Source organism: Actinomycetota bacterium, assembly GCA_019347675.1.
Lineage (GTDB): Bacteria > Actinomycetota > Nitriliruptoria > Nitriliruptorales > JAHWKO01 > JAHWKW01.
Genome location: JAHWKW010000014.1, coordinates 18083 through 41838 on the forward strand (window position 1 = coordinate 18083; position 23756 = coordinate 41838).

Below are 23756 nucleotides of genomic sequence, written 5' to 3' on the forward strand. Positions count from 1 at the left end.
GTCAGCAGCCGTCGCCAGGGCGATCACGGATGGACGGGTCGACGACCTCGAGGTGAACGTGGGGCCAGTCGCGGGTCGAGTGCTCGTCGATCTGGGAGGGGAACGGCAGCCGCGTGGGGCGATCAGCTAACACGGTCGAGGCTGCGGTCACGCGGTCGCCGCGCTGGACCTTGACGCCGTCGATGTGCAGGACCTTGACCTCCCACCCGGGGTGGTCGTCGGGTTCGATCACCGCGAAGTCGTCGTGATCGCGGCAGTACAGCACGTAGGTCCCGCACGGAGCACCCGACCGGTGACCGGTGCGCGGACCGCGAGGTCGGGGTGGGACACCACATCGGCCGCGGAGCGTGACCCCGTCCCGCGACCTCGGCTCGGCAGCGTGACCGTCGGGGCGCCGGTCGAGACGACCTCGAGCTGCCGCGCCCCGTCGTGGTTGGACTCGTGGAACCCGATCACGTCGACGGCAGGCGACGGCAGGCGGAGCACCACCCCGCCGGTCGTCGCGAAGGCCGGCAGGTGCATCGCCCGCTCGGCGGCCACGCAGGCGGACACCACCACGTGCGCGGCGCAGACCAGATCGGTGTCCGGCGCATCGGCCAGGAAATCGCTGGTGTCGCGGTCGAGGTCGGCGCCGTCGGCGAGCACGATCGCAACCTTCTGGGACGCCGCCCACGCCCCGGCAGCGAACCCCGAGACCCACGCGTCCGGGTCATAGCCGTCGATGAGCAGGACGGAGCGGGCGTCGGCCGCGACCGCGAACCCCCGTCGCTGATCCTGCTCGACCGCTGTGCCGGTGCGGGTGCGGCCGGCGGCGCGCCGGACCGTGATCCCCAGCGCGCGGAGCTCGTGCTCGACGCCTGCCGAGACCGCAGCGGTCCCCCCTGCGACGATCACCTCGCGGGCACCGGTGTCGACCAGGTAGGCGGCCACATCGTCGTGCAGGTCCTGCGACGGGGTCAGCACGACCGGGGCGGCGAGGTGATGTGCGAGCGCGGACCCTCCCACAGCGTCGGCGAAGGCCTGCGTGCCATCGCCGGCGGCCCGGGCGATCACGACCGGGACGCCAGCCGCGTCCGGGTGGTAGTGGCGCGCGACGCCCACCGCCGTCTGGATCCGGGTGGCGCCCCCGATCCGGCGGACGGCGTAACCGCGTGCGATCAGCTCCGCCTCGACCGGTGCGCCGATCGCATCCGTCCCACCCAGGATCGTGACCTGTTCGGCGCCGAGGCGTTCGAGTTCGGCGGCGGTGCGCCGATCCAGGACATCGCGTCGGGTGAGCACGATCGGGCGGCCGGTGGCGGACCCAGCAGCGAGACTGTCGCCGAACAGGTCGTTGCGACCAAGCAGGACCTCGCGCGCCGTCCCCGCGGCGAACCCCAGTCGGATGACTTCGATCGCCGCGTCGATGTTGTCCGCAGCGGGCAGGGCCCGCCTGTGTGGGTCGTGCGCCAGGGCGGTCGGGGTGGGCTGCGTCGCAGCCCCCAACACGACCAGCAGCAGGATGATCGCCAACCCGCACCAGTGACGTTCCAAAAGGCCCCGCTGTCGACAGCGGCGATCGTAGAGCCACCGTTGTTGGCGCGTGACGGCCACGTGACCATCCGTCGGTTGCCACCTGGGTTGCCCGCCGCTATGTCAAAGGGTGGGCTTTCGGGAGAGGTGGACATGGCGCGGTGCGAGGTCTGCGGCAACGACTACGACAAGGCCTTCGAGGTGCACGCCGCCGGAGCGGTGCATACCTTCGACTGCTTCGAGTGTGCCATCCACGCGATGGCTCCCTCGTGTGAGCACTGCGGCTGCCGCGTGGTCGGCCACGGGGTGGAGGCGGACGGGCAGTTCTACTGCTGCGCCCACTGCGCGCGTGAGTCCGGGGTCTCGGACGTCGCCGACCGGGTGTAGCCGCACGGCCCTGACCGACCTTCACCGACGAGGCCCTGTCTGTCAGGCGAAGGCGAGACGCCCGAGGAACCGGGGGTCACCAACCGGTGAGCGCGTACGACGCGATCGTGGTGGGGCTCGGGGGCATGGGATCCGCAGCGACCTACCACCTGGCGCGGCGCGGGCAGAAGGTCCTGGGACTCGACCGGTTCGGGCAGCCGCACGTCCACGGCTCGTCTCACGGCCGTAGCCGGATCATCCGCCGAGCCTACTTCGAGGGGCCCAGCTACGTCCCGATCGTCGTCCGCGCCTACGAGCTGTGGCGGGAGCTGGAACGCCGGTCCGGCTCGCCGCTCGTGACGATCACCGGCGGGCTGTTGATCGGGCGTGCGGACTCCGACCGGGTGGAGGCGGCACGCATGAGCGCCGAGACGCATGGCGTGGACCATCAAGTGCTCGACGCCGAGGATGCGACGCGCCGGTTCCCGCAGCTGCGGATCGTCCCCGACGAGCTCGCGCTCTACGAGGCCCAGGCCGGCGTGCTCGTCCCCGAGCTCTGCGTCGCGGCGCACCTGCAGCTCGCCGACCGCAACGGCGCGGTCCTGCGCACCGGCGAGCCGGTCAGCGGATGGCGACCGCATCCGGAGGGCCTGGTCGTCACCACCGCCAGCGGGAGCTACCACGCCCGCAACGTGGTGCTGACGGCGGGACCGTGGATCCCGCAGCTCACCGGTGGACGCCTCCCGATGACCGTGGAACGTCAGTACGTGGCCTGGCTGCGGCCACGCGGCGATCGTCACTTGTTCAGCGGCGGGAGATTGCCCGTCTTCATCATCGACCGTGAAGATGACGTCGCCCTGTACGGCCTCCCGGATCTGCACGGCGATGGGGTCAAGGTCGCGTTCCACCACGGTGGCGAGACCGGCGACCCTGACGCGCTGTCACGAGAGGTGCACGACGACGAGCTGCAGCGCCTGGCCGGGGCCGCCCGCGACCGCGTCCCTGCGCTCGGTGACGTCGCCGACGCGCAGGTCTGCCTGTACACCAACACCCACGACCGGCACTTCGCGATCGGGCCCCATCCCGACGTGGACGGGTTGATCGTGGCGGGGGGGTTCTCCGGCCACGGGTTCAAGTTCGCTTCCGCGGTGGGCGAGATCCTCGCCGACCTGGTCGTCGACGGGGAGACCGGCTTCGATCTCGACCACTTCCGCCCCGGGCGGCTGATCGACGCGCCGCGCTAAACGCTCACCGCACCGGCACGCCGGGCTCCAGTTCGACGATCTCGACGTCGAGGTCGCTGGCCTGGCGGCGGAACGCCTGGGGCGTGCCGGTGAACATGGGAAAGTGGCCGTAGTGCATCGGGATGACCGTCGGGACCTGCAGGAGTCGGCTGGCGTGGGCGGCCTGGCGGGGATCCATCACGTAGAAACCGCCGATCGGCAGGAGTGCGACGTGCGGGCGCCACAGTTCGCCGATCAGGCGCATGTCGCCGAACACCATGGTGTCGCCGGCGTGGTACACGCGCAGGCCCTCGGGGAACTCCAGCACCCACCCACCGGGCTCGCCGCCGTACACGACCCGGTCGTCGGGGAGCTGGATCCCCCCGGAGTGCACGGCACGGACGAGCGTGCCCCGCACCCCACCGGGGCCCTCGACCGTGCCGCCGTGTGTCAGGCCGTTGACGTGCGGCACCCCTTGGCGGGACAACCACAGGAACGTCTCGTACACGCAGTAGATCTGTGGCCGGTAGCGCCAGCCCAACGTCACCGTGTCGCCGAGGTGGTCGAAGTGGCCGTGGGTGACGAACACGGCGTCGATCCGGGTGGGGTCGCGCTCACCGGGTGGGCACCCGGGGTTGTCGCGCAGCCAGGGATCGATGTACACGGTGGTGCCGTCGCCGGTGCGGAACCGGAACGTGGCGTGACCCAGCCAGGTCAGCTCGACGCCGCGCAGGTCCACCGCTCAGTGCCGGCGGGCGATCGCCTCGGCGAGTTCCTGCTTGTCCATCTTCGACCGGCCGGAGATGCGCAGAGCGCGGGCGCGATCGTACAGGTCGGTCTTGCGTTCCTGGAGCAGCGTCGCCACCTCGTGGGCGTCCTCCGCGTCGTTGCCGGCGCGGATCGCGTCCAGGTCGCCGGCGTCGCGGGCGCGGACCAGGGCCGCGCACAACCGCGGGAGATCGGCGTCGTCGACCACGGCGCGCAGATCATCGACCGACCTGCCGAGGCCGAGCTCGCCAGCCACCTCCAGTGCCTGCTGGTCGGCGAACGGGAACAGCTCGTCCCACAGCAGCTGCACCTCGCGGTGGAAGAAGTCCACGCCGGCGTCGTCAAGCCCGTTGAACTCCTTCAGCAGCTGGCGTTCGCGGGCAGGAGCGCGTTGGGCCCGCAGGCGGAGCTGGCGCAGGTCGCCACCGTAGTTGGCGAGCAGGTCCCCGACCGCGTCGCCGAGGATCGCTGCTGCGTCGTCGTACCGCGGGTAGCCAGCGGAGTTCAGCACATCCACCCGCTGCTTCCAGGTCGAGTGCGCGAGCTTGGCTGGTGTGGTCCACCCGACGCGGAACACGGCGCTGGTGGCCTCCGCCGCGATCGTGGTGTTGATGCGCGCGCCGAACAGGATCGAGGCGACGAGCAGCTGGAACAGCGGGGAGGGCGTTCCGCGCTCGATGTCGATCGCCAGGTCCTCGGCGAACAAGCGCCCGTGGCGCGACAGAAGGGTGTCGATCGTGTCCTGCCGGCTTGGCATGAGCCCTCCTGCTCGTCTCCACCTTCGCCAGCCCCGCGCCCCGGTTCCCGCCACCGACCCGACCGTTCGCCAGGGACGCACGGTCGGGCGCGACACGCCCGTGTGGACCCCTAAACCGGTTGCCGGTCATCGTCGCAGACCTCACACTGATCTCGCGGGGCGAACCTTTCCACGGCGACGGGGCGCTGCGGGAACGGCTGCGACACCAAGCCTGACGACGCACGTCCAAAACGCCGCCGCCACCGCACGCGCAGTCCGCGCCGCTGCGGATGGAGCCGCCCGCGCAGAAGCCGCCAAGGAGCGACATTGACGATGAGCCCTCATCTGCCACGTCGAGTGGTGGCCGTCCTCGCCGTGGTGGCTGTGACCGTGGCGGCAGCGCTGCTGTTCCTCGGCCGCGACACGGACGACACGCCGGCGGCCGTCCCGACGCAGGATCCGGTTGCCGGCCCGCCGGCGCTGGTGCGCGCAGCCCAGGCCGCATCGGTCGACGAGCTGATCGACGCGCCGCCCACCGAGCCGAGCGGCCCCGTGGGTGTCGACGGTGACCCGGCGGCGGACGCCAAGCTGCAGCGGATCGCCGTTCGGCCCGAGCCCGTAGCCAGGTCCCGCGCTTCGTCCGGGTCGCTGTGGGATCGGCTCGCGCAGTGCGAGTCGAGCGGGAGATGGTCGAGCACCCGTGGAATGTTCGAGGGCGGCTTGCAGTTCCACCCGCAGACCTGGGAACGGTTCAAGCCGTCCGGGTATCCCGATGCCGCGTACAACGCCTCACGTCAGCAGCAGATCGCCGTCGCCAAGCGTGTCCTGGCCCGGCAGGGCTGGGAGGCGTGGCCGGTGTGCAGCCGCCAGATCGGGGTGCGCTGAAGCGCACTCCTCCCCCACCGCCCTGCGCGTGGAACGGTACGCCCGCGCTCCGCGTCTCACACCATGGACCACGATTGCAGGAGGCGAGGTGCGATCACGGATCGTCATGGCAGCCGCGGCACTGGTCACCCTGTTGGCCGCCGCGTGTGACGGCCAGGGCGGAGCAACCGGCGCAGCCGGCGCGCCCGCCGAGGTGGCGGCAGCCCAACGCGGCCCGAACGCGGCGGTGATCGCCGAGGGCGTGACCGTGACCGGCGTCGGGCGCATCACCGGCCGCCCCGACACGTTGCGTGCCACGGTCGGTGTGGAGGTCGAGCGCGACACGGTCCAGGAAGCGCTCGACGCGGCCAACGCCGCGGTCGACCAGGTCCTGTCCGCGCTCGGCGACAGCGGCGTCGAGGAGTCCGACATCCAGACGACCGAGTTCTCGGTGCGTCCGCGGATGGATCATCCCCGCGACGGTGCCCCGACCGTCCGCGGGTACGCCGTGACCAACCTCGTCGAGGTCAAGCTGCGCGACCTCGACCGCGCCGGCGAGGTTCTGCAGGCCGCGGTCGAGGCCGCCGGCGACGCCGTCCGGGTCCACGGGATGCGGTTCACGCTCGAGGACAACGACGAGCTGCTGCGTGCGGCGCGCGACGCCGCCTTCGGTGACGCACGAGCGAAGGCCGAGCAGTACGCGCAGCTCGCCGAACGCAGCCTCGGGCGGCTGGTCGGCGTCTCCGAGCAGCTGGGCGGTGACCAACCACCGCCGAAGCATGTCCTTGACCGCGCCCAAGACGCAGGGGCGGTCCCGATCCGGCCCGGCGAGCAGGAGGTCGCCGTCCACGTGACGGCAGTCTGGTCGCTGGAGTGATCACGCGCAGCAGCGGCGCGGGACGCGCCGACGGCCGGATTCGAGCGGCCGTCAGCCGGTGTTGCGCATCCCCGCGGCGATCCCGTTCATCGTCAACAGCAACGCGCGTCGCAGCAGCGGGTCGGGCTCGCCGTCGCGGCGGTAGCGGGCCAGCAGCGCGACCTGCAGGTAGCTGAGCGGGTCGAGGTAGGCGTCGCGCACGTCGAGCGTGCGGTGCAGGACCGGGTGGCCGGCCAGCAGCTGTTCCTCGCCGGTGGTCAGCAGCACCTGTCGCACCGTCCGTTCGTACTCGTCGACGATCCGCTCGAAGATGTGGTGCAGGTCCGGGTCGACCAGGCGCTCGACGTACCGGCGGGCGACGTCCAGGTCGGTCTTGACCAGCGTCATCTCCACGTCGGAGATGAACATGCGCATGAACTGCCAATCGCGCTGCATGTCGTCGATCGTGGCGTCCAGCCCCTCGGCGCGGGCGGCGGCCAACCCCGACCCCACCCCGAACCACGCGGGGATGATCTGGCGCGACTGGGTCCAGCCGAACACCCACGGGATGGCGCGCAGCTCCTCCAGCCCCGTTCCGCCGCCCCGCCGCGCCGGGCGCGACCCGATGTTGAGCTCCGCGAGCTCTTCGACCGGTGTCGAGGCGCGGAAGTACTCGGCGAACCGCGGGAGTTCCACCAGCGCCCGGTAGGCGTCGTACGCCGCCTGCGAGATCACGTCCATGGCGGTGTCCCAGCGACGCAGCGCCTCCGGCGGGTTGAGGGCCTCTCGGTGCAGCAGCGACCCTTCCAGCGTCGCGGCCAAGGTCACCTCGAGGTTGCGGCGCGCAAGGTCCGACAGCCCGTACTTGTCCGCGATGACCTCGCCCTGCTCGGTGATCTTGATGCGTCCGTCCACGCTGCCGGGTGGCTGCGCCAGGATCGCCTCGCTGGTCGGCCCGCCACCGCGCCCGACGCTCCCGCCCCGGCCGTGGAAGATGCGCAGCGCCACCCCGTGACCGGCAGCGGCGTCCCGCAGCCGTCGCTGCGCCTTGTGCAGCTTCCAACGCGACGTCGTGATGCCGCCGAGCTTGGACGAGTCCGAGTACCCGAGCATGACCTCCTGCAGGTCGCCACGCAGCCGGACCAGCTCCCGGTAGGGCTCGATCGTGAGGAGCGCGTCCAGCAGGTCGCCGGCGGCGGCCAGGGACTCGGGCGTCTCCAGAAGCGGCACGAAGCCGATGCGGGCGATGCCCGCGTCGTGGTCGACCAGCCCGGCCTCGCGCGCCAACACCACGGCGGCCAGCAGGTCGCCGACGGTCTCGACCATCGAGACGATGTACGACTCGATCGCCGGCTCGCCCTCGTCGAGGGCCCGGCGGATCGTCGTGAAGGTCGCCAGCGTCCGGCCCTGCTCCCCGGGGAGGCGGGTGGTGGGCGCGGCCAAGGGACGACGGCTGCGCAGCTCGTCGGCCAGGAGCGCACCCCGCGCCTGCGGATCGAGGGTCTCGTAGGGCTGTCCCAGCCGGGCGTAGAGGCTGGCCACGGCGGCGTGGTGCTTGGCGGCGTGCTCGCGCACGTCCATGATCGCCAGGTTCAGGCGGAACGCGGCCACCATCCGCATCAGCCGGGCCAGCGACCCGCGGGCGATCAGCTGCCCACGGTTGGCCAGGAGCGAGTCGTACATGATCCGCAGCTCCGCCAGGACCTGATCGGCGTTGGTGTACTCCTCGCGGCCGGGAGCGCGCCGCTCCAGGATCCGCCGGCGGGTGTTGGTCAGCCGGTGGTGGATGTAGGAGCACTTCAGCCGGTAGGGCTCCTCGCGGTTGAGGTGGACGAAGCGTTCGTACACGTCCGGCAGGCCCTCGCGGTCCTCGGCCAGGCTGGCGTGGAACTCGTCGGTGATGTCGGCGATCCGCACCGACGTGGACAGGTCGGTTGCCAGATCCTGCAGCGCAGACAGCAGGTTGCGGACGGCGTGGTCAGCCTGGACCCGCAGCACCTCCGATGTGACCTCGGGCGTGACGTTGGGGTTGCCGTCGCGGTCGCCACCGACCCAGGTCCCGAACCGGATCGGGACGGCATCGGGCTCCAGCTCGATCCCCAGCCGGAGCAGCTGGTTGGAGACCTCGTCGAACAGGTCGGGAACGACGTGGCTGAACAGCTCGTCGAAGTAGTAGATGACCGCCCGCGCTTCGTCGACGGGGTCGGGGCGCTCCAAGCGCAGCTCGTCGGTCTGCCACAGCATGTCGATGACCTCCGCCAGACGACGGTCGATACGGTCCTGGTCGGCGGGTGTGGCCCGCGGGTCGTTGCGCTCCGCGAGCAGGTCGGCGACGCGACGCACCTTGGTCAGGATCGACCGACGTGACGCCTCGGTGGGATGCGCGGTGAACACCGGACGCAGTTCGAGGCGGTCGACGACGTCAGCGAGGAGCTTGTCGTCGAGGTCGGCGTCCTGGATCCGACGGATGGTGGCCTGGAGCCAGCCGCGGTGCTCGGTGCGAGCCGTGAGCTCATCGACCCGGTGGGCCTGCTCGGCGACGTTGGCCAGGTGGAAGTAGGCGGTGAAGGCCCGCACCAGCCGGATCGTGGTTGGCAGGTCCAGGTCGGCCACGAGCGACTCGAGCTCGCCGGGGCCGGTCCCACGGCCGTCGGTGCGCAGTGCCTTGCTGAGCGTCCGGACGCGTTCGACGAGTTCCAGCAGCTCCCCGCCCTCTTGACGCACCAGGGTCTCGCCGAGGAGCGTGCCGAGCCGGCGGATGTCTGCGCGGAGCGCCGCGTCGCGATCGGCGGCGGTGATGCGAACGTCGCTCACGATGGCTCCTGACCGTGGTTGCCTGCCAGTCGATGGTCACGCTCAACCAGGAGCGTGGCAACCGGTTCCTGGATCCGCATAACCGCGGCAGCCGGCGGCTGGCGCTCAGCCCGGCGGGGCGGCGGCTTCCACGCGCGCCAGACGCTTGAGGGCCTGGACCTTCTCGCCCCGCCCGACCTTGGCTTCGCGCACCGCACGCTGCAGCGACGCGATCGTGCTGTCGTACGTCGCGCGATCGACCGGGTACGGGGTGCGGTCCTTCCCCCCGTGCGCGAACGAGTACGACACGGGGTCGCGGACGGAGGTCGGCTCGCCGTACGTCAGCTCCGCCACCAGCGCCAGCGCTCGCAACCCCTTCGCGCCGAGCCCGGGAACGGCCAGCAGCGCCGTGAAGTCGGCGGGCTGAGCCTCGTAGGCGCCCAGCAGGATGCGTTCGAGCCGGTCGGGGTGCAGGTCGGCGACCCGGACGTGATGGTGGCGTGGCAGTTGCAGGCTGCGCAGACGACGCACGTCGCGCACCACCGGGGCGGGCCCCTCCCGGGCCAGCGCGACCGAGACCGTGCGGTTGGCCTCGGCCTCGGCAGCGACGAGGTTGAGCACCTGCCCGACCGAGCCGTCCCCGGCCACCGCCGCGTGCGGGTCGGCGTCGAACCGTCGCGGCTCGTGCCAGTGGTAGCGGCGCGCCATGCCCGTGGCGTCGTCCTTTCCCTGCTGCACCACCGCCCACGCCCCGTCGTCGGCGAAGATGAAGGTGTGGTGGTACAGCGCGAACCCGTCCTGCACCGCCGCCGAGTCGACCTTGGCGGCAAGACGGCTGGCCAGCACGAGCGGGGTGGGGTCGCGGCCGAGGCGCTCGCAGGTCAACTCGATCTCGGCGGGCGTCCGCCGCGACGTGCGACCCTTCCCGCCCGCCACCGTCAGCCCGAGCCGCGGGACGCCGCGCACCGCGGCCTTCAGCGCCCCGCACACCGTGGTGGTCAGGCCGCTGGAGTGCCAGTCGAACCCCAGCACGCACCCGAACGCCTGGAACCAGATCGGGTCGGAGACGCGGCGCAGCAGACCGTGCGGCCCCTCCTGGGCCGCGATCGCCACCGTCATCTCCCGGGCCAGCGCCGACATCCGCTCGAACAGCCACCGGGGCGCTCGTCCGCCGTGCAGCGGGAGGTCGGCGTGTCCGGTTCGCATGGGGGCGCAGTCTACGCGGCCTGCGGATCGCGGGTCACGGTGTGGTCCCGCTCCGCGGCGTCGGTGACTCACGCGCCGACGTCGCCCGCCAGCTGTGCGGGCGACGCGTGCTCGGGCGTGGTCGGCAGCATCCACCGACGACCCAGCGGGAGGCTGGCGCCCTTGCCGCCCAGGACCTGGATCACCCCCAGTTCGTTGGTGGCGAAGCCCACCGCCGCCGCGGCCATGTAGACCCGCCAGATGCGGTAGACGGCTTCGCTGGCGGCGCGCACGGCTATGTCGTGGTTGACCTCCAGCCGCCGCACCCACTTGCGGAGCGTCAACTCGTAGTGCGGGCGGAGCTGCTCGACGTCGATCAACTCGAAGCCGGCGCGCTCGGTGTGGCGCACGGCCTCCCAGGCGGGCACCAGCCCGCCGTCGGGGAACACGTACCGGGCGAGGAACGTGTCGCTGTCGCGGGTGAAGTCGCGGACGACCCCCCGGCCGCCGGTCGTGATGCCGTGGTTGAGGAACCGTCCGGAGCGGGCCGTCAGCGCGAAGCACCGCGAGAAGTACTCCTCGAGCTCGTCAGGCCCGACATGCTCGAACATCCCCACCGACGCGACGGCGTCGAACCGGCCACGGATCTCACGGTAGTCGGCGAGCACGAGCTCCACCCGGTCGGCGAGGCCAGCTTGCCGGATGCGTTCCCGCCCGAGGTCGTACTGGCCCTGCGAGATCGTCACACCGGTGGCGTGCACGCCGTAGTGGCGGGCGGCGTGCAACACGAGCGCTCCCCAGCCGCACCCGATGTCGAGGAAACGGTCACCGGACCGCAGCGCCAGCTTCCGGCAGATCAGGTCGAGCTTGCGTTCCTGGGCGACGTCGAGCGGCTCGTCACGGTCGGCGAAGTAGGCGCAGGAGTAGACCAGGTTGCGGTCGAGGAACAGGGCGTAGAAGTCGTTGCCGACGTCGTAGTGGGCACGGACCGCCTCCCGGTCGCGGGCCAGCGAGTGAGCCCGCCCGCGGAGCCTGATCCGCCGATCACCGCAAGCAGGCGGGGGCGGAAGCCGGAGCAGATCGACGGCCAGAGCAGCGCTCGTCGGCAACGGCAGCTGTTGCCTCTGGGTCCTCGCCGCCGCGCGCAGCGCCGCGACCAGATCGCCTTCGACGTCCACGTCGCCGCCGAGGTAGGCCTCACCCGCAGCGACGTCACCGGGGGCCAGCAGCGCACGCAGCGCCGACGGGCGGCGCAGGACCAGCCGGAAAGGCGCGTCGTCGGGCCCCAGTTCGGTGCCGTCCCATAGCCGGATCGGCCACTGGTGGCCGGTCGCGGCAGCGACCCGCCGGTGGATGCGCTCGACGATCCTCCGCGCTCGTGACCCGAAGGCGGCCGCCGCGACATCACGTGAACGCATGGCGCACTCCTCGTCGTGCTCCTGAGGCGGGAACGTGCCGGGCGCTCACGGCCGGGTCAAGCGTGCGGTTCCAACCCCGACTTCATCAGCGGGAACAGACAGGACAGCTCGTGCGAACCCCGCTCGGTGCGTGCTGGCCGGCCCGGCTGGCCGGTCACCCGCATGGGTTACCGGTGGCAGCTGTTGAATTTGTGAACTATCGATGCCAGGCTGGGCGAGTGAACGGTGGAGGGGCCACTGGGGGGACAGTGATGCACGGGGAGTATCCGGACCGGTCCGTGACGAGCAGCGGCGTGCGCACCATCGTGAGCGTCGCCGCGTTGGCGGCGCTGCTGCTGGTCGCCGGCGCCCACACGTACGTGGTGCAGCACGGCGACACCCTGTCGGGGATCGCCAATCGTGTCGGGACGACGGTGCGGGCGCTGACCGACAGCAACGGGATCGCCGACCCCGACCGCATCCGGGTCGGCCAGCGCTTGCAGATCCCGGCGTCGGGGGGGGCTGGCGGTGGCCGGGCAGACCACGTGGTGCGTCCGGGCGAGAGCCTGTCGCAGATCGCCGCCCGCTACGGGGTCACGCTGACAGAACTGGCCCGGGTCAACGGCATCGTCAACCCAAACCGGGTGTTGGCCGGCGCTCGGCTACGGGTGGCGGACGCCCCGGCTGCGCCGGCAGGCGCCGTGGCCCCGGCCGCCACCGCCGAGCACGTCGTGCAGCGCGGTGAGAGCCTGTCCGTGATCGCCGCACGGTACGGCGTGACGGTCGCCGACCTCGCCGGGGTCAACGGGATCTCCGACCCCAACCGGATCCTCGCCGGGACGCGCCTGACCATCCCCGGTGGGTGGCGCTGTCCCGTGGAGGGCGCGGTGCGCTTCTTGAACGACTACGGGTACCCCAAGCCCGACGGGCGCTTCCACGACGGGATCGACCTGTTCGCGCCCCGCGGGACCCCGGTGGTCGCCAGCGTCGCTGGGGTGGCGACCCAGCGCGAGGGTTCGCGAGGCGGCCTGCAGGTGCAGTTCGACGGCGTCGACGGGTACCGCTACTACGCCACCCACCTCGACGCGTTCGGGGTCGCCGGGCAGGTGCAGGCAGGCACCGTGATCGGCCGGGTCGGCACCAGCGGGAACGCCGCCGGCACGGACCCGCACCTGCACTTCGAGATGCATGACTCGCAGGGCCCGGTCAACCCCTACCCCGTGTTGCTGGCTGCGTGCGCCGGCTGAGCAGGCAGCGCCCACACGCCGTGGGGACCGGGACCGACGGGGATCGTGGCGACGCGCTCGCGCCGGGCCACGTCGAACACCACCAACGCGCCGTTGGTGTGGTCGGCGACGGCGGCGAGCACCCCGTCGGGGGTGATGGCCACGTGGTGCGGTGAACCGGTGAGCTGCAACTCGGCCACCACCCGCCGCGCGGCGGTGTCGACCACGTACGCCTTGCGGGTGGCGTGATCCACCACCCAGGCTTCCTCGCCGCCCGGGGTGAAAGCCAGGTGGTGGGCCTCGACGCCCAGCGGGATGCTGGTCTCGACCTCTCCGTCGGGTCCCAGGACGTGCACCGGACCGTCCCAGTCGGTGATCCAGATCGTCCCGTCGGGAGCGATGCGGATGTCGTGGGGTCGCTTGCCCGTCGGGACGTAAGCCGCGACCTGCGGGGTGGTCAGATCCACCAGAGCCAGCTGGTCGGTGCCGTTCAGGGTCACCCAGGCCCGGTCGCCGTCGGCGGTGACGTCCAGGTCGTGCGGCTGGGCGCGTAGACCGACGCGTGCGCCGCGATCGCCGTCGTGCTCGACGAGCTCGATGCGGCGCCCCGCCTCGTTGGCGACCACGAACCAGCGGTCGGTGGCCTTGACGTCGTGCGGGCGCCCGCCGAGTGTGACCGTGTGGAGCTCGCCGTCCCGGATGATCGCCAGGTCGGTGGAGGCGTAGAGGGCCGCGGCCACGGTGGCGTCAGCGGCGACCGTGATGTTGTGCGGTCCGTCGCCGGTGCGGTGGGTACGCACGACCTCGCTCGCGGCGAGATCGACCATGACCAGCGTCCCCGCCTCTTCGACCGCGACCCACACGGCAGCCTGCGTGGTGCCAAGCGTCGGCGACGTCGCGTCGGCGGCCGGCGTGGCCGGCGACGACCGGTCCTCGTCGGCCGGTGCCGGTGCCGGCGTTGTCGGCGTGGTCGGCGTGGTCGGCGTACCGGCCCCGTCGGGTGACCCACCTCCGCCCGGGCATGCCGCTGTCAGGATGACGACGGTCAGCAACGGCCAGACGGTCCGCGGCATGCAGCCTCCGATCACCGAAGACCGTACTCGTGCAGCAGCGGGCTATCCCTCCAGGGTCTCCTGCTCCATCAGGGCCTGCCCGCCGGGCGACAGGATCGCACCGGCCACACCAGCGACGGTGACGAGCCCGCCGACGACGTGCACGACGGTGACGGGTTCGCCGAGGAACCACCACGCCCAGCTGGCGGCGAGCACAGGGATCGCCAGGCGCATCACCGGCGGGATGTTGGCCGGGACCCACCGCAACGGCCAGGTGCTGACCACGTGCCCGACCGTGCCCGGGCCGGCCGCCACGATCGCGGCGAACAGCAGGTCGCGGACGGTGGCGGCGCCGACCGCTTCCCCGGCGACCACGACGTAGGTGGAGACGGTGAACGCCGCCAGGGTGATGACGCCGAACAGGAACGGCACCACGTCGAGGTGCTCCCGGCTGCCCTTGGACGCCAGGAAGAAGATGGCGAAGACGACCACGTTCGCCACGGCCAGCGCCATCCCGACGGGGCTGCCTTCCGGCCCGGTGGAAGCTGCGAGCACCACAACGGCCGTGCCGGCCATCGCCATGAGCGACCACAGCCGGAACGACGGCCCGGGACGTTCCTGGAAGACGGGGACCGCCAGGATCCCGGTGACGATCGGTGCGAGTGTGTTGATCAGCGTCACGTCGACGACCGACGTGGCCTTGATGGCCGAGAAGAACAGCAGCTGGTGAGCACCGAACGCGAACCCTGCCCCCACCGACCAACGCCACGCCTGCACCCTCGGGCGCCGACCGGAGATGCGCATGTGCGCCAGCGTGGTGATGCCCAGAACCACCACGCCGAACCAGAGCCGCCAGAACGAGAACGCCGGACCCGACACCGACGATGCCTGCACCAGCACGGGCCCGGTGCTGTACAGCAACACGCCCAGGGCGATCGGGGCCAGCGGATGGCGCCGACCGAACCGTCGCAGCTGCTCGGGGCGGGCGATCACCCGCTCAGTCGGCCAGCCGGGGCAGCACCTCCCCGGCGAAGCGGCGCATCGCGTCGACGGTCGCGTCCGGGTCGAGCCCGAAGCGCAGCACGAACCCGTCGGCGCCGGCATCGAGCCGTTGCCGCAGCTGATCGGCCACGGCGGCGGGTGGACCGGCGACCGGCGCCCCGTCCCCGTCCCCGTCGAGCGCGACCGTGTAGCGCGGGACGATCGGTAGGTCGCCGAGCTCCTCGCGGCCGCGGCGGAGCGTGTCCGGGTCGGGGCTGGTGGGATGCCAGGCGTCGCCGCGCGCAGCGGCGCGGCGGCGGGCTGCGGCCGAGTTCCCACCGATCCACACCGGCGGGGGCGGGTCAGGCAGCGGCGCGAAGCGGACGTCGTCGAAGGACCAGCGGCTGCCCGAGAAGCGTTCGGCACCGTTCCACAGGGCGCGGATCACATCCAGCGCTTCGTCGGCGCGGGCGCCCCGATCGTCGAAGCGGTGGCCGAGGAACGAGAACTCACGCTCGTACCACCCCACACCGACGGCGAGTCGCACACGGCCGCCCGACAGCTGCTGCAGGCTCGCGACCTCCTTGGCGACCTCGACCGGGTTGTGCAGCGGCAGGATCAGGATCGAGGTCCCGAGAGCGACGTGGGCGACCTGCCCGGCCAGCCACCCCAGCGTCGTGAGCGGGTCGAAGACCTGGGCGTAGCGGTCGGGGGCCTCCGCACCGACCAGCAGGTGCTCGGTGGCCCACACCGACCCGAAGCCGAGCTCAGCGGCGGTGCGCGCCACCGCCAGGATCCCGTCCGGCGAGGCGTGCGCACCGTAGTTCGGCACGACGATCCCGATCTCGACCGTCACCCGGCTGCTCCGTTTCTCGGCGGGCATCGTTCGTGCGCACGGTACGCCGGCGGACGTCCCGGACGCGCGACGTGCCCCTCCCGGCGGACAAGCAGCCACGGGTGCAGCCGTACGCTGCCCCCAATGGTGGCCCGCGCGACGCTCCGGTTCTACGCCGACCTGCGTGACCTGGCGTTCGACGCCGACCGCAACGGCGAGGTGGAGGTCCCCGTCGAGCGGCCCCGGTCCGTGAAGGACGCGATCGAGTCCTGCGGCGTCCCGCACACCGAGGTCGATCTCGTCCTGGTCAACGGCGACAGCGTCGGCTTCGAGCATCGCATCGCGGACGGTGACCGCGTCAGCGTGTACCCGCCGTTCGCGTCGCTGGAGGTGGACGACGTCTCGCGGGTCCGCCCCGATCCCCTCGAGCCCCGCTTCCTGCTCGACGTTCACCTGGGTCGGCTGGCGCAGCGGCTGCGGCTGCTGGGGTTCGACGCGGCCTACCACAACGACCTCGACGATCGGGCGCTGGCGTCCATCTCGGCCGAGGAGGGACGCTGGCTGCTGACCCGCGACCGTGGGTTGCTGATGCGCAACCGCGTCCGTCACGGCTACCTGGTCCGCTCCACCGACCCGCGTCAGCAAGCCTTCGAGGTGGTGCGCCGTTTCCGGCTGGCGGGCCAGATCTCGCCGTTCAGCCGCTGCCTGGCCTGCAACGGCGTTCTGGAGTCCGTCCCCAAGGCCCAGGTCGCGAACCAGCTCCAGCCGGGCACCCGCAAAGACCACGACACGTTCGTGCGCTGCGGCGCCTGCGGACAGGTCTTCTGGGACGGGTCGCATCTGGACTCGCTCGAGGAGTTCGTCCACGAAGCTCGACAGGTGTGAACGTGGGCGGCTTCGAGACCTGGACCGCGGGGCGGCCTGACGCTGCCCCACCGAAACGGTGGCGGGTCACGGTCGCTGCCGTCCTGGTCGGGGCGGGACTGGCCGTGGCAGGCCGGGTCGCGGCGCCGGGCCTGTGGCCGCAGGTCACTGAGTGGGTCGGCCAACCGCTGGGCGGTGACGGAGCTGTGACCGGCGGCGACCGACGCGACGACGATGACCGCAGGAGCCTGCAACGGCCGGCGTCGGTCTGCCCGGTGGTCGGGACGGTGTCGTTCGTCGACGACTTCGGGGTCAGGAAGCCCGACGGCCGCCGCCACCGCGGCATCGACCTGTACGCCTACCGCGGCACGCCGGTGGCGGCCAGCGTCCCCGGGCGCGTCGAGCACGTCGAGGGTGACCGCGGCGGCCTGCAGTACGTCCTGCACGGTGACGACGGCGTCCGGTACGTCGGGGCGCACCTTGAGCGACGCGGGGAACACGGACGGGTCGCGGCCGCAACGGTCGTGGGGTACGTCGGCACGAGCGGGAACGCTGTCGGTAGCCGCCCGCACCTGCACTTCGAGATGCTGACGCCCGAAGGACCGATCAACCCGTTCTCGTGGCTCGACGAGCACTGCCGCTGATGGGGCGTGTGACCGTGGAGCCACGCCGCGCACCGGACCGACGCGTCGACCCTGATTGGACGTAGCATCGCCCCGATCGGAAACGAGGAGCGAGCGTGGCCGCGGTGCTCCAAGCCGAAGGGATCCGCCGGACGTTCGACGCCACGGTCGCACTCGACTCCGTCGACCTCGAGGTGGCGCAGGCAACGGTCGTGGCCCTGCTGGGACCCAACGGTGCGGGCAAGACCACCTTCGTGCGGATCCTTGCGACGTTGCTGGTCCCCGACAGCGGACGCGCCCAGGTGTTCGGCCACGACGTCGTGACCCAAGCGCCGGCCGTTCGCCGCCGCATCGCGCTGACCGGACAGTTCGCCGCGGTCGACGAGTTGCTGACCGGCCGCGAGAACCTGCGCATGTTCGCGCGCCTGTTCCACCTCGACCGGGTGGAGGCGTCTGCACGCGCGGACGCGCTCCTCGACCGCTTCGGCCTCGCCGACGCCGGGGATCGGCCGGTGCGGACCTACTCGGGGGGGATGCGTCGCCGGCTGGACCTGGCGTCGAGCCTGGTCACCCAGGCGCAGCTGCTGTTCCTCGACGAACCAACCACCGGCTTGGATCCGCGCAGTCGCCGCCAGATGTGGCAGGTGATCCGCGACCTGGTCGGCGAGGGCGTCACGTTGCTGCTCACCACCCAGAACCTCGAGGAAGCGGACGAGCTCGCCGACCGCATCGTCGTCATGGACCGGGGACGCATCATCGCCGAGGGCACCGGCGACGAGCTGAAGGACGACGTCGGCGGGCAGGTGGTCTTCGTCCGGCTGCAACACCCATCCGACCGCGACCGTGCGGTGCGTGCGCTGACCGCGGTCGGCTGTGAGCCGCGCCACGAACGGCACGCCGACGCGCTGTCCCTGCCGGTGCGCCACGACGGCGTCGGTCTGGTCGCCGACGTCGCCCACGCCCTGCAGAACGCGGAGATCGCGGTGCTCGATCTTGCGCTGCGCCGGCCGACGCTGGACGACGTGTTCCTTGAGCTGACCGGCCGCCGCGCCGTCGAGGAGCCGACCGCCGCATGACCGCCGCGACGGACACGACGAGGATCCGCTCCGACCCGTACGAGCAACTGCGTTGGGCGCTGCACGACAGCCTCGTCGTGGCCGCCCGGAACCTGCGCCACTTCGTCCGCCAACCACGTCTGGTGGTGTTCTCCACGATCCAACCGGTGATGTTCGTGCTCCTGTTCGCCTACGTCTTCGGTGGGGCGATCAGCGGCGCGCTTCCGGCCGGCGTTTCGTACGTCGATTTCCTGCTGCCGGGGATCTTCGTGCAGTCGGCCGCGTTCCGCTCCACGCAGACCTCGGTCGGGCTCGCCGAGGACCTCGAGCGCGGCGTCATCGACCGGTTCCGCTCGATGCCGATGGCCCGATCGGCGGTCCTGGCCGGGCGGACGCTCGCCGATCTGGTCCGCAGCCTGTTCGTCATCGTCTTGATGGTCGTGGTCGGGTACGCGATCGGGTTCCGGTTCCAGGTCGGGGTGGCCGCGGCGCTGGGCGCGGTCGGGGTCGTCGCCCTGTTCGGCTTCGCGGTCAGCTGGATCTTCGCCTGGCTGGCTCTGGTGGTGCGGGGGGTCGAGGCGGCCCAGTCGGCCAGCTTCGTCGCGATCTTCCCGCTGGTGTTCGCGAGTTCCGTGTTCGTCCCGATCACGACCTTCCCCGCATGGCTGCAAGTGGTCGCCAACGTCAGCCCGGTGACGTTCGCGGCGGACGCGGCGCGTGCCCTGTCCATCGGGGAGTCGTCGATCACCAGGCCGGTCACCACCGCTCTGCTGGGCACGGTCGCGTGGGCGGCGGTGTTCCTGGCGGTCTTCGTGCCGCTGGCCGTCCGCCGTTACCGGCGCCTGACCTGAGCGTCTCCGTGCGACGTGGCCAAAGGCACCCGCGCAGGGCAGGCAGCGCAACACCGCCGGCGCTACTCCAGGTCGCCGAGGTACGCCCGCTGCATCTGACGGTTGTTGAGCAGGCCCTGGGCGGTATCGGCCAGGACGATCTCGCCGGTCTGCAGCACGTACCCGCGGTCGGCGATCGACAGCGCCATGTTGGCGTTCTGTTCGACCATGAACACGGTCGTCCCCGCCTCGTTGATCCGCTCGATGATCTCGAAGTTCTGCGCCACGAGGACCGGTGCCAGCCCCATTGACGGCTCGTCCATCAGCAGGACCTTCGGCCGCGACATCAGCGCCCGTCCGACCGCCACCATCTGCTGCTCGCCGCCCGACAGGGTCCCCGCACGCTGGTCCAGGCGCTGCTTGACGCGCGGGAACAGCGTGAACACGTTCTCGAGGTCTTCGGCGACCGCGCCGCGGTCGCGGCGGAGGTAGCTGCCCATCTCGAGGTTCTCGCGGACGGTCATCCGCTTGAACAGCCGGCGGTTCTCGGGGACCATCGAGATGCCCTTGCGGACCAGCTGCTGGGTGGGCAGGCCGTTGACCCGCTCGCCGGTGAGGATCACGTCCCCCGCGGTGGGTTCCAGGTAGCCCAGGATCGTCTTCAAGGTGGTGGTCTTCCCGCTGGCGTTCCCGCCGAGCAGGCAGACGATCTCCCCGTCGTGGATGGTGAGCGTGACATCGCGCAGCACCTGGATCGCGCCGTAGTGAGCGTCGACGTGGCGCAGCTCGAGCACCGGGAGTGCGTCACCCGAGGCGCTGCCGTCTCCCGGCGTGCTCACGCCTGCTCGCCTGGTGCGCCCCGGCTGTCGCCCGCGCGGTGATCGGATCCGCGATCTTGGACCGCCTTGGTGCCGAGGTAGGCCTCGATCACCTGCGCGTCGGTGGCGACCTCGTGGTAGGTGCCCTCGGCGATCTTCCGCCCGTGGTCCAACACGACCACACGGTCCGACACGCCCCGCACCACCCGCATGTCGTGCTCGATCAGGCACACGGTGTAGCCGCGTTCGTCTCGTAGCTTCCCGATCAGGTCGGTCAGCTCGCCCGTCTCGCGCGGGTTCATGCCGGCGGTGGGTTCGTCGAGTAGGAGCATCCTGGCGCCGGTGCCCATCGCGCGGGCGATCTCCAGGCGCCGACGGTTGGCGTAGGACAGCACCATCGCCGGCTGGTCGTAGCGGTACCCGACGAGGCGGGTCCCGAAGAAACCGAGGATGTCCTCGGCGTTGCGGCGGATCTCCTCCTCCTCCTGGCGGAAGCGGGGCGTGCGCAGGACGGCCGAGACGACCCCCGACCGAGTGCGGCAGTGCTGGGCCACCATCACATTCTCACGGACCGTCATGTTGGCGAACAACCGGACGTTCTGGAAGGTGCGAGCGACGCCCAAGCGCGCGATCTGGTTGGGCCGGCGGCCGACCAGGCTGTCGTGGTCGAAGACGATCTCTCCGGCATCGGGCCGGATCATGCCGCTCACCAGGTTGAACAGCGTCGTCTTCCCGGCGCCGTTCGGCCCGATGACGCTGACGATCTCGCCCGCGTCGACGTGGAAGCTCAAGCCGTCGATCGCCTTCAGCCCGCCGAAGGCCTTGGTCAGCTCGACCGTCTCGAGCAGCGCCATCAGGTCAACCCGGCGTCGGGGCTGCGCTCCGGGGATGCAGGCGCCTCGCGCTCCTCGTGCTCCTGCTGGCGACTGATCCACGCGTCCTGCATCAGCTCGTCCTGGTGGAGCTCGCGCGCTCTGCGCTTGCTGGGGATCAGACCCTCGGGGCGGTGCACCATCATGAAGATCAGCAGCGCGCCGTACAGCAGGAACTGGTACGCCTCGAACTCGCGCAGGAGCTGCGGGGCGCCGACCAGGACCAGCGCCCCGACCGCGACGCCGGGCAGGCTGCCCATGCCACCGACGATGATGATCACTAAGACGATGATCGACACGACGATGTTGAAGCTGTGCGGGAACACCGACCCGATCTTGGACGCGAACAGCGCACCACCGAAGCTGGCCAGCACCGCCCCGACGATGAACGCCGACAGCTTGGCGGACGCGATGTTGATCCCGAGGACCTCGGCGACCGATTCGTCCTCGCGCATCGCCATCCAGGCACGACCGATGCGTGACTCACGCAGGGCCCACGACACGTACGCAGCGATGATCGCGAAGAACGCGATCGCGTAGAAGAACTGCGGCGGTGTGCGCAGCACGATCGGCCCCACGGACACCGGCGGGACGCGTGTGATGCCCTGCGCGCCCCCGAAGACGGGGTTGAGCCAGTCCGACAGGAACAGGATCCGCGCGATCTCGCCGAAACCCAAGGTGACGATCGCGAGGTAGTCGCCCCGCATCCGCAACACCGGCGTCCCAACGATGATCCCGGCCATCGCCGCCGCCAGGACGACGAACGGCAACGCCAGCCAGATGGTCAGCCCGGGACTCCACCGCGGCGACGCCGGGGAGGTCAGGACCGCGGCGGTGTACGCGCCCACCGCGAAGAACGCCACGTACCCGAGGTCGAGCAGGCCGGCGTACCCCACGACGATGTTCAGGCCGAGCGCCATCAGCAGGTAGATCCCCACCAGGTCGAGGATCTCGCTGAGGAACGGCCCCAGCACCTGCGGCAGCAGTCCCACCACCACGACACCGACGGCGAGCGCCACCGCACCGTAGGTCCGCCGCTGGCCCGCCGGCATCGCGTCGAACCGCTCCCGGACGGTGGTGCGTCGCGTCTCGATCGCGGCGTAGAAGGCGAAGAAGCTGGCTGCGACGATGGCGGCGCCCCAGCCGGACAGGCCGCCGCCGCGCGTGTACAGCAGGTCGGCCGCCGCCCCCAGGCCGGTGCCGCGCAGCAGCGGCCCGATCAGGTCCCGCAGCAGCCCGAACGTGACCACCCACATCAGCGTCGCCAGCAGCGGCCGCCGCCACCGCTGTGGGACGACGTGGACCGCACCGCCAGCGGCCCCCGCGACCGCCGAACCGGCCAGCAGCAGGGCCGACCCGCCCGTCACGCCCCGTCCGAACGTGAGCAGGTCCACCATCTGCGGGCTGAGGTTGATGAGCATACGCCTCAGGTCGAGCGCGTCGACCACGGCCAGGAACACCGTCAGGACGAGCGCCGTCGCCACCCCGGTCACCAGACCCGCCACGACGTTGCGTGGGCCCCGGCGTGCTGGCGCGTACCCCTCGAGCTGTGGGGGCGGCTTCCCGGCCACGTAGCCGTACGTCAGCGGGACCAGGACCATCAGCAGGTAGCCGAGCGTCACCATGCCGGCGATCCTGCGGCCGGCGAAACTGCCCACCATGCCGACCGCCGGGAGGTACGCCGCGGTCGCCCCCGAGATCAGGCCCCACCGCACCGCGCGCCGCAGGTCGATGTCGCGGCGCTGCTGTTCCCGCTCGACGGCAGGAGCGGCTTCCCGGGCGGGGGTGCGCAGGGTCCGCGCCATCTACGCCCGCTCCTCCGCCAACCGCTCGCCCAGGACGCCGCTGGGACGGAAGATCAGCACCATGACCAACGCGGTGAACGCGACCACGTCCTTGAGCTGGTGGGCCGAGGGGATCCCCAGGCCGGTCAGGACCATGCTCGGGCCCAGTGCCTCGAACACCCCCAACAGCAGCCCACCGATCATGGCGCCCACGATGTTGCCGATCCCTCCCAGGACCGCGGCGGTGAACGCCTTGATGCCGGGGAGGAACCCCGTGAAGAAGAACACCGACCGGAACACCAGCGCCCACAGCAGACCGGCCGCACCCGCCATGGCGCCGCCCACCGCGAACGTGGTCACGATGGTGCGGTCGACGTCGACCCCCATCAGCGCGGCGATCTCCTTGTCCTCGGCCACCGCCCGCATCGCCCGCCCCGTCTTGGTGCGCTCCACGAACTGGTACAGGCCGAGCATCATCGCGAACGCCGCCACGATCGTGAGCGCCTGGGTCTTGACCACTCCGACGCCGAGGAGGCTGACCTGCCCCTGGAGGACGTCGACCGACGGGTAGGTCTTGATCCCCGGCCCGAACAACCCCCGGAACGTGTACTGCAGGAAGAACGACGCGCCGATCGACGTGATCAGGGGGATCAGGCGGGGCGCGCCCCGCAGCGGCCGGTAGGCCACCCGCTCGAGGAGCACCGCCACGAAGGTCGACACCGCCATCGACGCCGCCAGGACGATCAGGAGCGACAGCACCGGCTGGCTGTTCCACACACCGTGGCGCGCGAGCGCGTCCGCGGCGACGAAGCCGACCATCGTCCCGCTCATGAAGACCTCGCCGTGCGCGAAGTTGATGAACCCGAGCACGCCGTAGACCATCGTGTAGCCCAACGCGATCAGGGCGTAGACCGACCCCTGAGCGACCCCGGCCAGCACCAGACCGCGCCACTGGGCGACGGTGAGCCGCCCGCCGGTCAGGCTGAAGTACGCGCCCCAGATCACCACGATCACCGCGACGATCCGCACCAGCCACAGGACGACGGTGACGAAGTCGATACGGCGCGCCGACCAACGCGACGGGCGGTTCAGCACGGTGGACACGGGCGGAAGGTT

Annotated in this window: 23 protein-coding genes; 9 read left to right on the top strand and 14 right to left on the bottom strand. The window is 71.4% G+C overall.

Annotation, left to right across the window (positions count from 1 at the left end; all coding sequences use genetic code 11):
- Position 1: 1 nt before the first annotated feature.
- Entirely contained in the window at positions 2 to 232 is a 231-nt protein-coding gene (locus tag KY462_10650) for a hypothetical protein (GenBank protein MBW3578177.1), read from the bottom strand.
- Positions 229 to 1512: a cell wall-binding repeat-containing protein gene (locus KY462_10655; protein ID MBW3578178.1), complete on the bottom strand. Its 1284-nt coding sequence runs from the start codon at positions 1510 to 1512 to the stop codon at positions 229 to 231. The genes KY462_10650 and KY462_10655 overlap by 4 nt, the downstream gene beginning before the upstream one ends.
- A 153-nt stretch (positions 1513 to 1665) precedes the next feature.
- Between KY462_10655 and KY462_10660 the strand changes: the two genes are divergently transcribed.
- Together KY462_10660 and solA are read left to right on the top strand one after the other, a co-directional pair.
- Entirely contained in the window at positions 1666 to 1899 is a 234-nt protein-coding gene (locus tag KY462_10660; protein ID MBW3578179.1) for a hypothetical protein, read from the top strand.
- A 125-nt stretch (positions 1900 to 2024) separates the two neighbouring features.
- Positions 2025 to 3122 carry an N-methyl-L-tryptophan oxidase gene (solA, locus tag KY462_10665; protein MBW3578180.1) on the top strand — a complete coding sequence of 366 codons (1098 nt, stop codon included), beginning with the start codon at positions 2025 to 2027 and terminating at the stop codon, positions 3120 to 3122.
- Between the two features lie 4 nt (positions 3123 to 3126).
- Here solA and KY462_10670 read toward each other — a convergent pair whose 3' ends face one another.
- Together KY462_10670 and KY462_10675 are read right to left on the bottom strand one after the other, a co-directional pair.
- On the bottom strand, positions 3127 to 3840 hold the full coding sequence (locus KY462_10670) for a metal-dependent hydrolase (GenBank protein ID MBW3578181.1): 714 nt from the start codon (positions 3838 to 3840) through the stop codon (positions 3127 to 3129).
- A gap of 3 nt (positions 3841 to 3843) precedes the next feature.
- Positions 3844 to 4626 (bottom strand): hypothetical protein, encoded by a 783-nt coding sequence (locus tag KY462_10675; protein MBW3578182.1) that lies wholly within the window; start codon positions 4624 to 4626, stop codon positions 3844 to 3846.
- Between the two features lie 312 nt (positions 4627 to 4938).
- Between KY462_10675 and KY462_10680 the strand changes: the two genes are divergently transcribed.
- The gene (locus tag KY462_10680) at positions 4939 to 5490 is read left to right on the top strand and encodes a transglycosylase family protein (GenBank protein MBW3578183.1); all 552 of its coding nucleotides are present in this window, start codon (positions 4939 to 4941) and stop codon (positions 5488 to 5490) included.
- A gap of 88 nt (positions 5491 to 5578) precedes the next feature.
- Positions 5579 to 6346: an SIMPL domain-containing protein gene (locus KY462_10685; protein MBW3578184.1), complete on the top strand. Its 768-nt coding sequence runs from the start codon at positions 5579 to 5581 to the stop codon at positions 6344 to 6346.
- Positions 6347 to 6397: 51 nt separating this feature from the next.
- Here the strand turns inward: KY462_10685 and ppc are convergent, their stop codons facing one another.
- The 3 genes from ppc to KY462_10700 all read right to left on the bottom strand — a co-directional run bounded on the left by ppc (position 6398) and on the right by KY462_10700 (position 11721).
- Positions 6398 to 9124 carry a phosphoenolpyruvate carboxylase gene (gene ppc, locus KY462_10690; protein MBW3578185.1) on the bottom strand — a complete coding sequence of 909 codons (2727 nt, stop codon included), beginning with the start codon at positions 9122 to 9124 and terminating at the stop codon, positions 6398 to 6400.
- A 120-nt stretch (positions 9125 to 9244) separates the two neighbouring features.
- Positions 9245 to 10324: a DUF763 domain-containing protein gene (locus KY462_10695; GenBank protein ID MBW3578186.1), complete on the bottom strand. Its 1080-nt coding sequence runs from the start codon at positions 10322 to 10324 to the stop codon at positions 9245 to 9247.
- Positions 10325 to 10392: 68 nt separating this feature from the next.
- A complete protein-coding gene (locus KY462_10700; protein MBW3578187.1) occupies positions 10393 to 11721 on the bottom strand; it encodes a cyclopropane-fatty-acyl-phospholipid synthase family protein in 1329 nt (442 codons plus the stop codon).
- A gap of 293 nt (positions 11722 to 12014) precedes the next feature.
- On the opposite strand from KY462_10700, the gene KY462_10705 reads away from it, so the two are divergent.
- A complete protein-coding gene (locus KY462_10705; GenBank protein MBW3578188.1) occupies positions 12015 to 12947 on the top strand; it encodes a M23 family metallopeptidase in 933 nt (310 codons plus the stop codon).
- Here KY462_10705 and KY462_10710 read toward each other — a convergent pair.
- The 3 genes from KY462_10710 to KY462_10720 are packed head-to-tail and all read right to left on the bottom strand — an operon-like array spanning position 12914 to position 15815.
- Positions 12914 to 13999: a YncE family protein gene (locus KY462_10710; GenBank protein MBW3578189.1), complete on the bottom strand. Its 1086-nt coding sequence runs from the start codon at positions 13997 to 13999 to the stop codon at positions 12914 to 12916. The two genes, KY462_10705 and KY462_10710, sit on opposite strands and share 34 nt — an antisense overlap.
- A gap of 42 nt (positions 14000 to 14041) precedes the next feature.
- Positions 14042 to 14971 carry a DMT family transporter gene (locus tag KY462_10715; protein ID MBW3578190.1) on the bottom strand — a complete coding sequence of 310 codons (930 nt, stop codon included), beginning with the start codon at positions 14969 to 14971 and terminating at the stop codon, positions 14042 to 14044.
- A 4-nt stretch (positions 14972 to 14975) separates the two neighbouring features.
- A complete protein-coding gene (locus tag KY462_10720; protein ID MBW3578191.1) occupies positions 14976 to 15815 on the bottom strand; it encodes a TIGR03619 family F420-dependent LLM class oxidoreductase in 840 nt (279 codons plus the stop codon).
- 126 nt (positions 15816 to 15941) lie between these two features.
- On the opposite strand from KY462_10720, the gene KY462_10725 reads away from it, so the two are divergent.
- The 4 genes from KY462_10725 (at position 15942) to KY462_10740 (ending at position 19187) form a co-directional block, all read left to right on the top strand.
- Positions 15942 to 16679: a Mut7-C ubiquitin/RNAse domain-containing protein gene (locus KY462_10725; GenBank protein MBW3578192.1), complete on the top strand. Its 738-nt coding sequence runs from the start codon at positions 15942 to 15944 to the stop codon at positions 16677 to 16679.
- Positions 16680 to 16681: 2 nt separating this feature from the next.
- Complete coding sequence (locus tag KY462_10730) at positions 16682 to 17302, top strand: M23 family metallopeptidase (protein ID MBW3578193.1); 621 nt, start codon at positions 16682 to 16684, stop codon at positions 17300 to 17302.
- Between the two features lie 95 nt (positions 17303 to 17397).
- Positions 17398 to 18357 carry an ATP-binding cassette domain-containing protein gene (locus tag KY462_10735; GenBank protein MBW3578194.1) on the top strand — a complete coding sequence of 320 codons (960 nt, stop codon included), beginning with the start codon at positions 17398 to 17400 and terminating at the stop codon, positions 18355 to 18357.
- The gene (locus tag KY462_10740; GenBank protein ID MBW3578195.1) at positions 18354 to 19187 is read left to right on the top strand and encodes an ABC transporter permease; all 834 of its coding nucleotides are present in this window, start codon (positions 18354 to 18356) and stop codon (positions 19185 to 19187) included. The genes KY462_10735 and KY462_10740 overlap by 4 nt, the downstream gene beginning before the upstream one ends.
- A 62-nt stretch (positions 19188 to 19249) precedes the next feature.
- Here the strand turns inward: KY462_10740 and KY462_10745 are convergent, their stop codons facing one another.
- From KY462_10745 to KY462_10760, 4 genes are read right to left on the bottom strand one after another with little or no spacing between them, the layout of a single operon-like run.
- Entirely contained in the window at positions 19250 to 19960 is a 711-nt protein-coding gene (locus tag KY462_10745; protein MBW3578196.1) for an ABC transporter ATP-binding protein, read from the bottom strand.
- A gap of 41 nt (positions 19961 to 20001) precedes the next feature.
- Positions 20002 to 20838 carry an ABC transporter ATP-binding protein gene (locus tag KY462_10750; GenBank protein MBW3578197.1) on the bottom strand — a complete coding sequence of 279 codons (837 nt, stop codon included), beginning with the start codon at positions 20836 to 20838 and terminating at the stop codon, positions 20002 to 20004.
- Complete coding sequence (locus tag KY462_10755) at positions 20838 to 22661, bottom strand: leucine/isoleucine/valine transporter permease subunit (GenBank protein MBW3578198.1); 1824 nt, start codon at positions 22659 to 22661, stop codon at positions 20838 to 20840. Before KY462_10755 ends, KY462_10750 begins: the two co-directional genes overlap by 1 nt.
- Positions 22662 to 23744, bottom strand: coding sequence for a branched-chain amino acid ABC transporter permease (locus tag KY462_10760; GenBank protein ID MBW3578199.1), 1083 nt, complete (start codon positions 23742 to 23744; stop codon positions 22662 to 22664).
- Positions 23745 to 23756: the final 12 nt, after the last annotated feature.

Coding starts and splice junctions, on each gene's coding strand:
- KY462_10660 (MBW3578179.1), top strand. CDS start 1,666: ATGGCGCGGTGCGAGGTCTGCGGCAACGACTACGACAAGGCCTTCGAG.
- solA (MBW3578180.1), top strand. CDS start 2,025: ATGGGATCCGCAGCGACCTACCACCTGGCGCGGCGCGGGCAGAAGGTC.
- KY462_10675 (MBW3578182.1), bottom strand. CDS start 4,626: ATGCCAAGCCGGCAGGACACGATCGACACCCTTCTGTCGCGCCACGGG.
- KY462_10680 (MBW3578183.1), top strand. CDS start 4,939: ATGAGCCCTCATCTGCCACGTCGAGTGGTGGCCGTCCTCGCCGTGGTG.
- KY462_10695 (MBW3578186.1), bottom strand. CDS start 10,324: ATGCGAACCGGACACGCCGACCTCCCGCTGCACGGCGGACGAGCGCCC.
- KY462_10700 (MBW3578187.1), bottom strand. CDS start 11,721: ATGCGTTCACGTGATGTCGCGGCGGCCGCCTTCGGGTCACGAGCGCGG.
- KY462_10710 (MBW3578189.1), bottom strand. CDS start 13,999: ATGCCGCGGACCGTCTGGCCGTTGCTGACCGTCGTCATCCTGACAGCG.
- KY462_10740 (MBW3578195.1), top strand. CDS start 18,354: ATGACCGCCGCGACGGACACGACGAGGATCCGCTCCGACCCGTACGAG.
- KY462_10750 (MBW3578197.1), bottom strand. CDS start 20,838: ATGGCGCTGCTCGAGACGGTCGAGCTGACCAAGGCCTTCGGCGGGCTG.
- KY462_10755 (MBW3578198.1), bottom strand. CDS start 22,661: ATGGCGCGGACCCTGCGCACCCCCGCCCGGGAAGCCGCTCCTGCCGTC.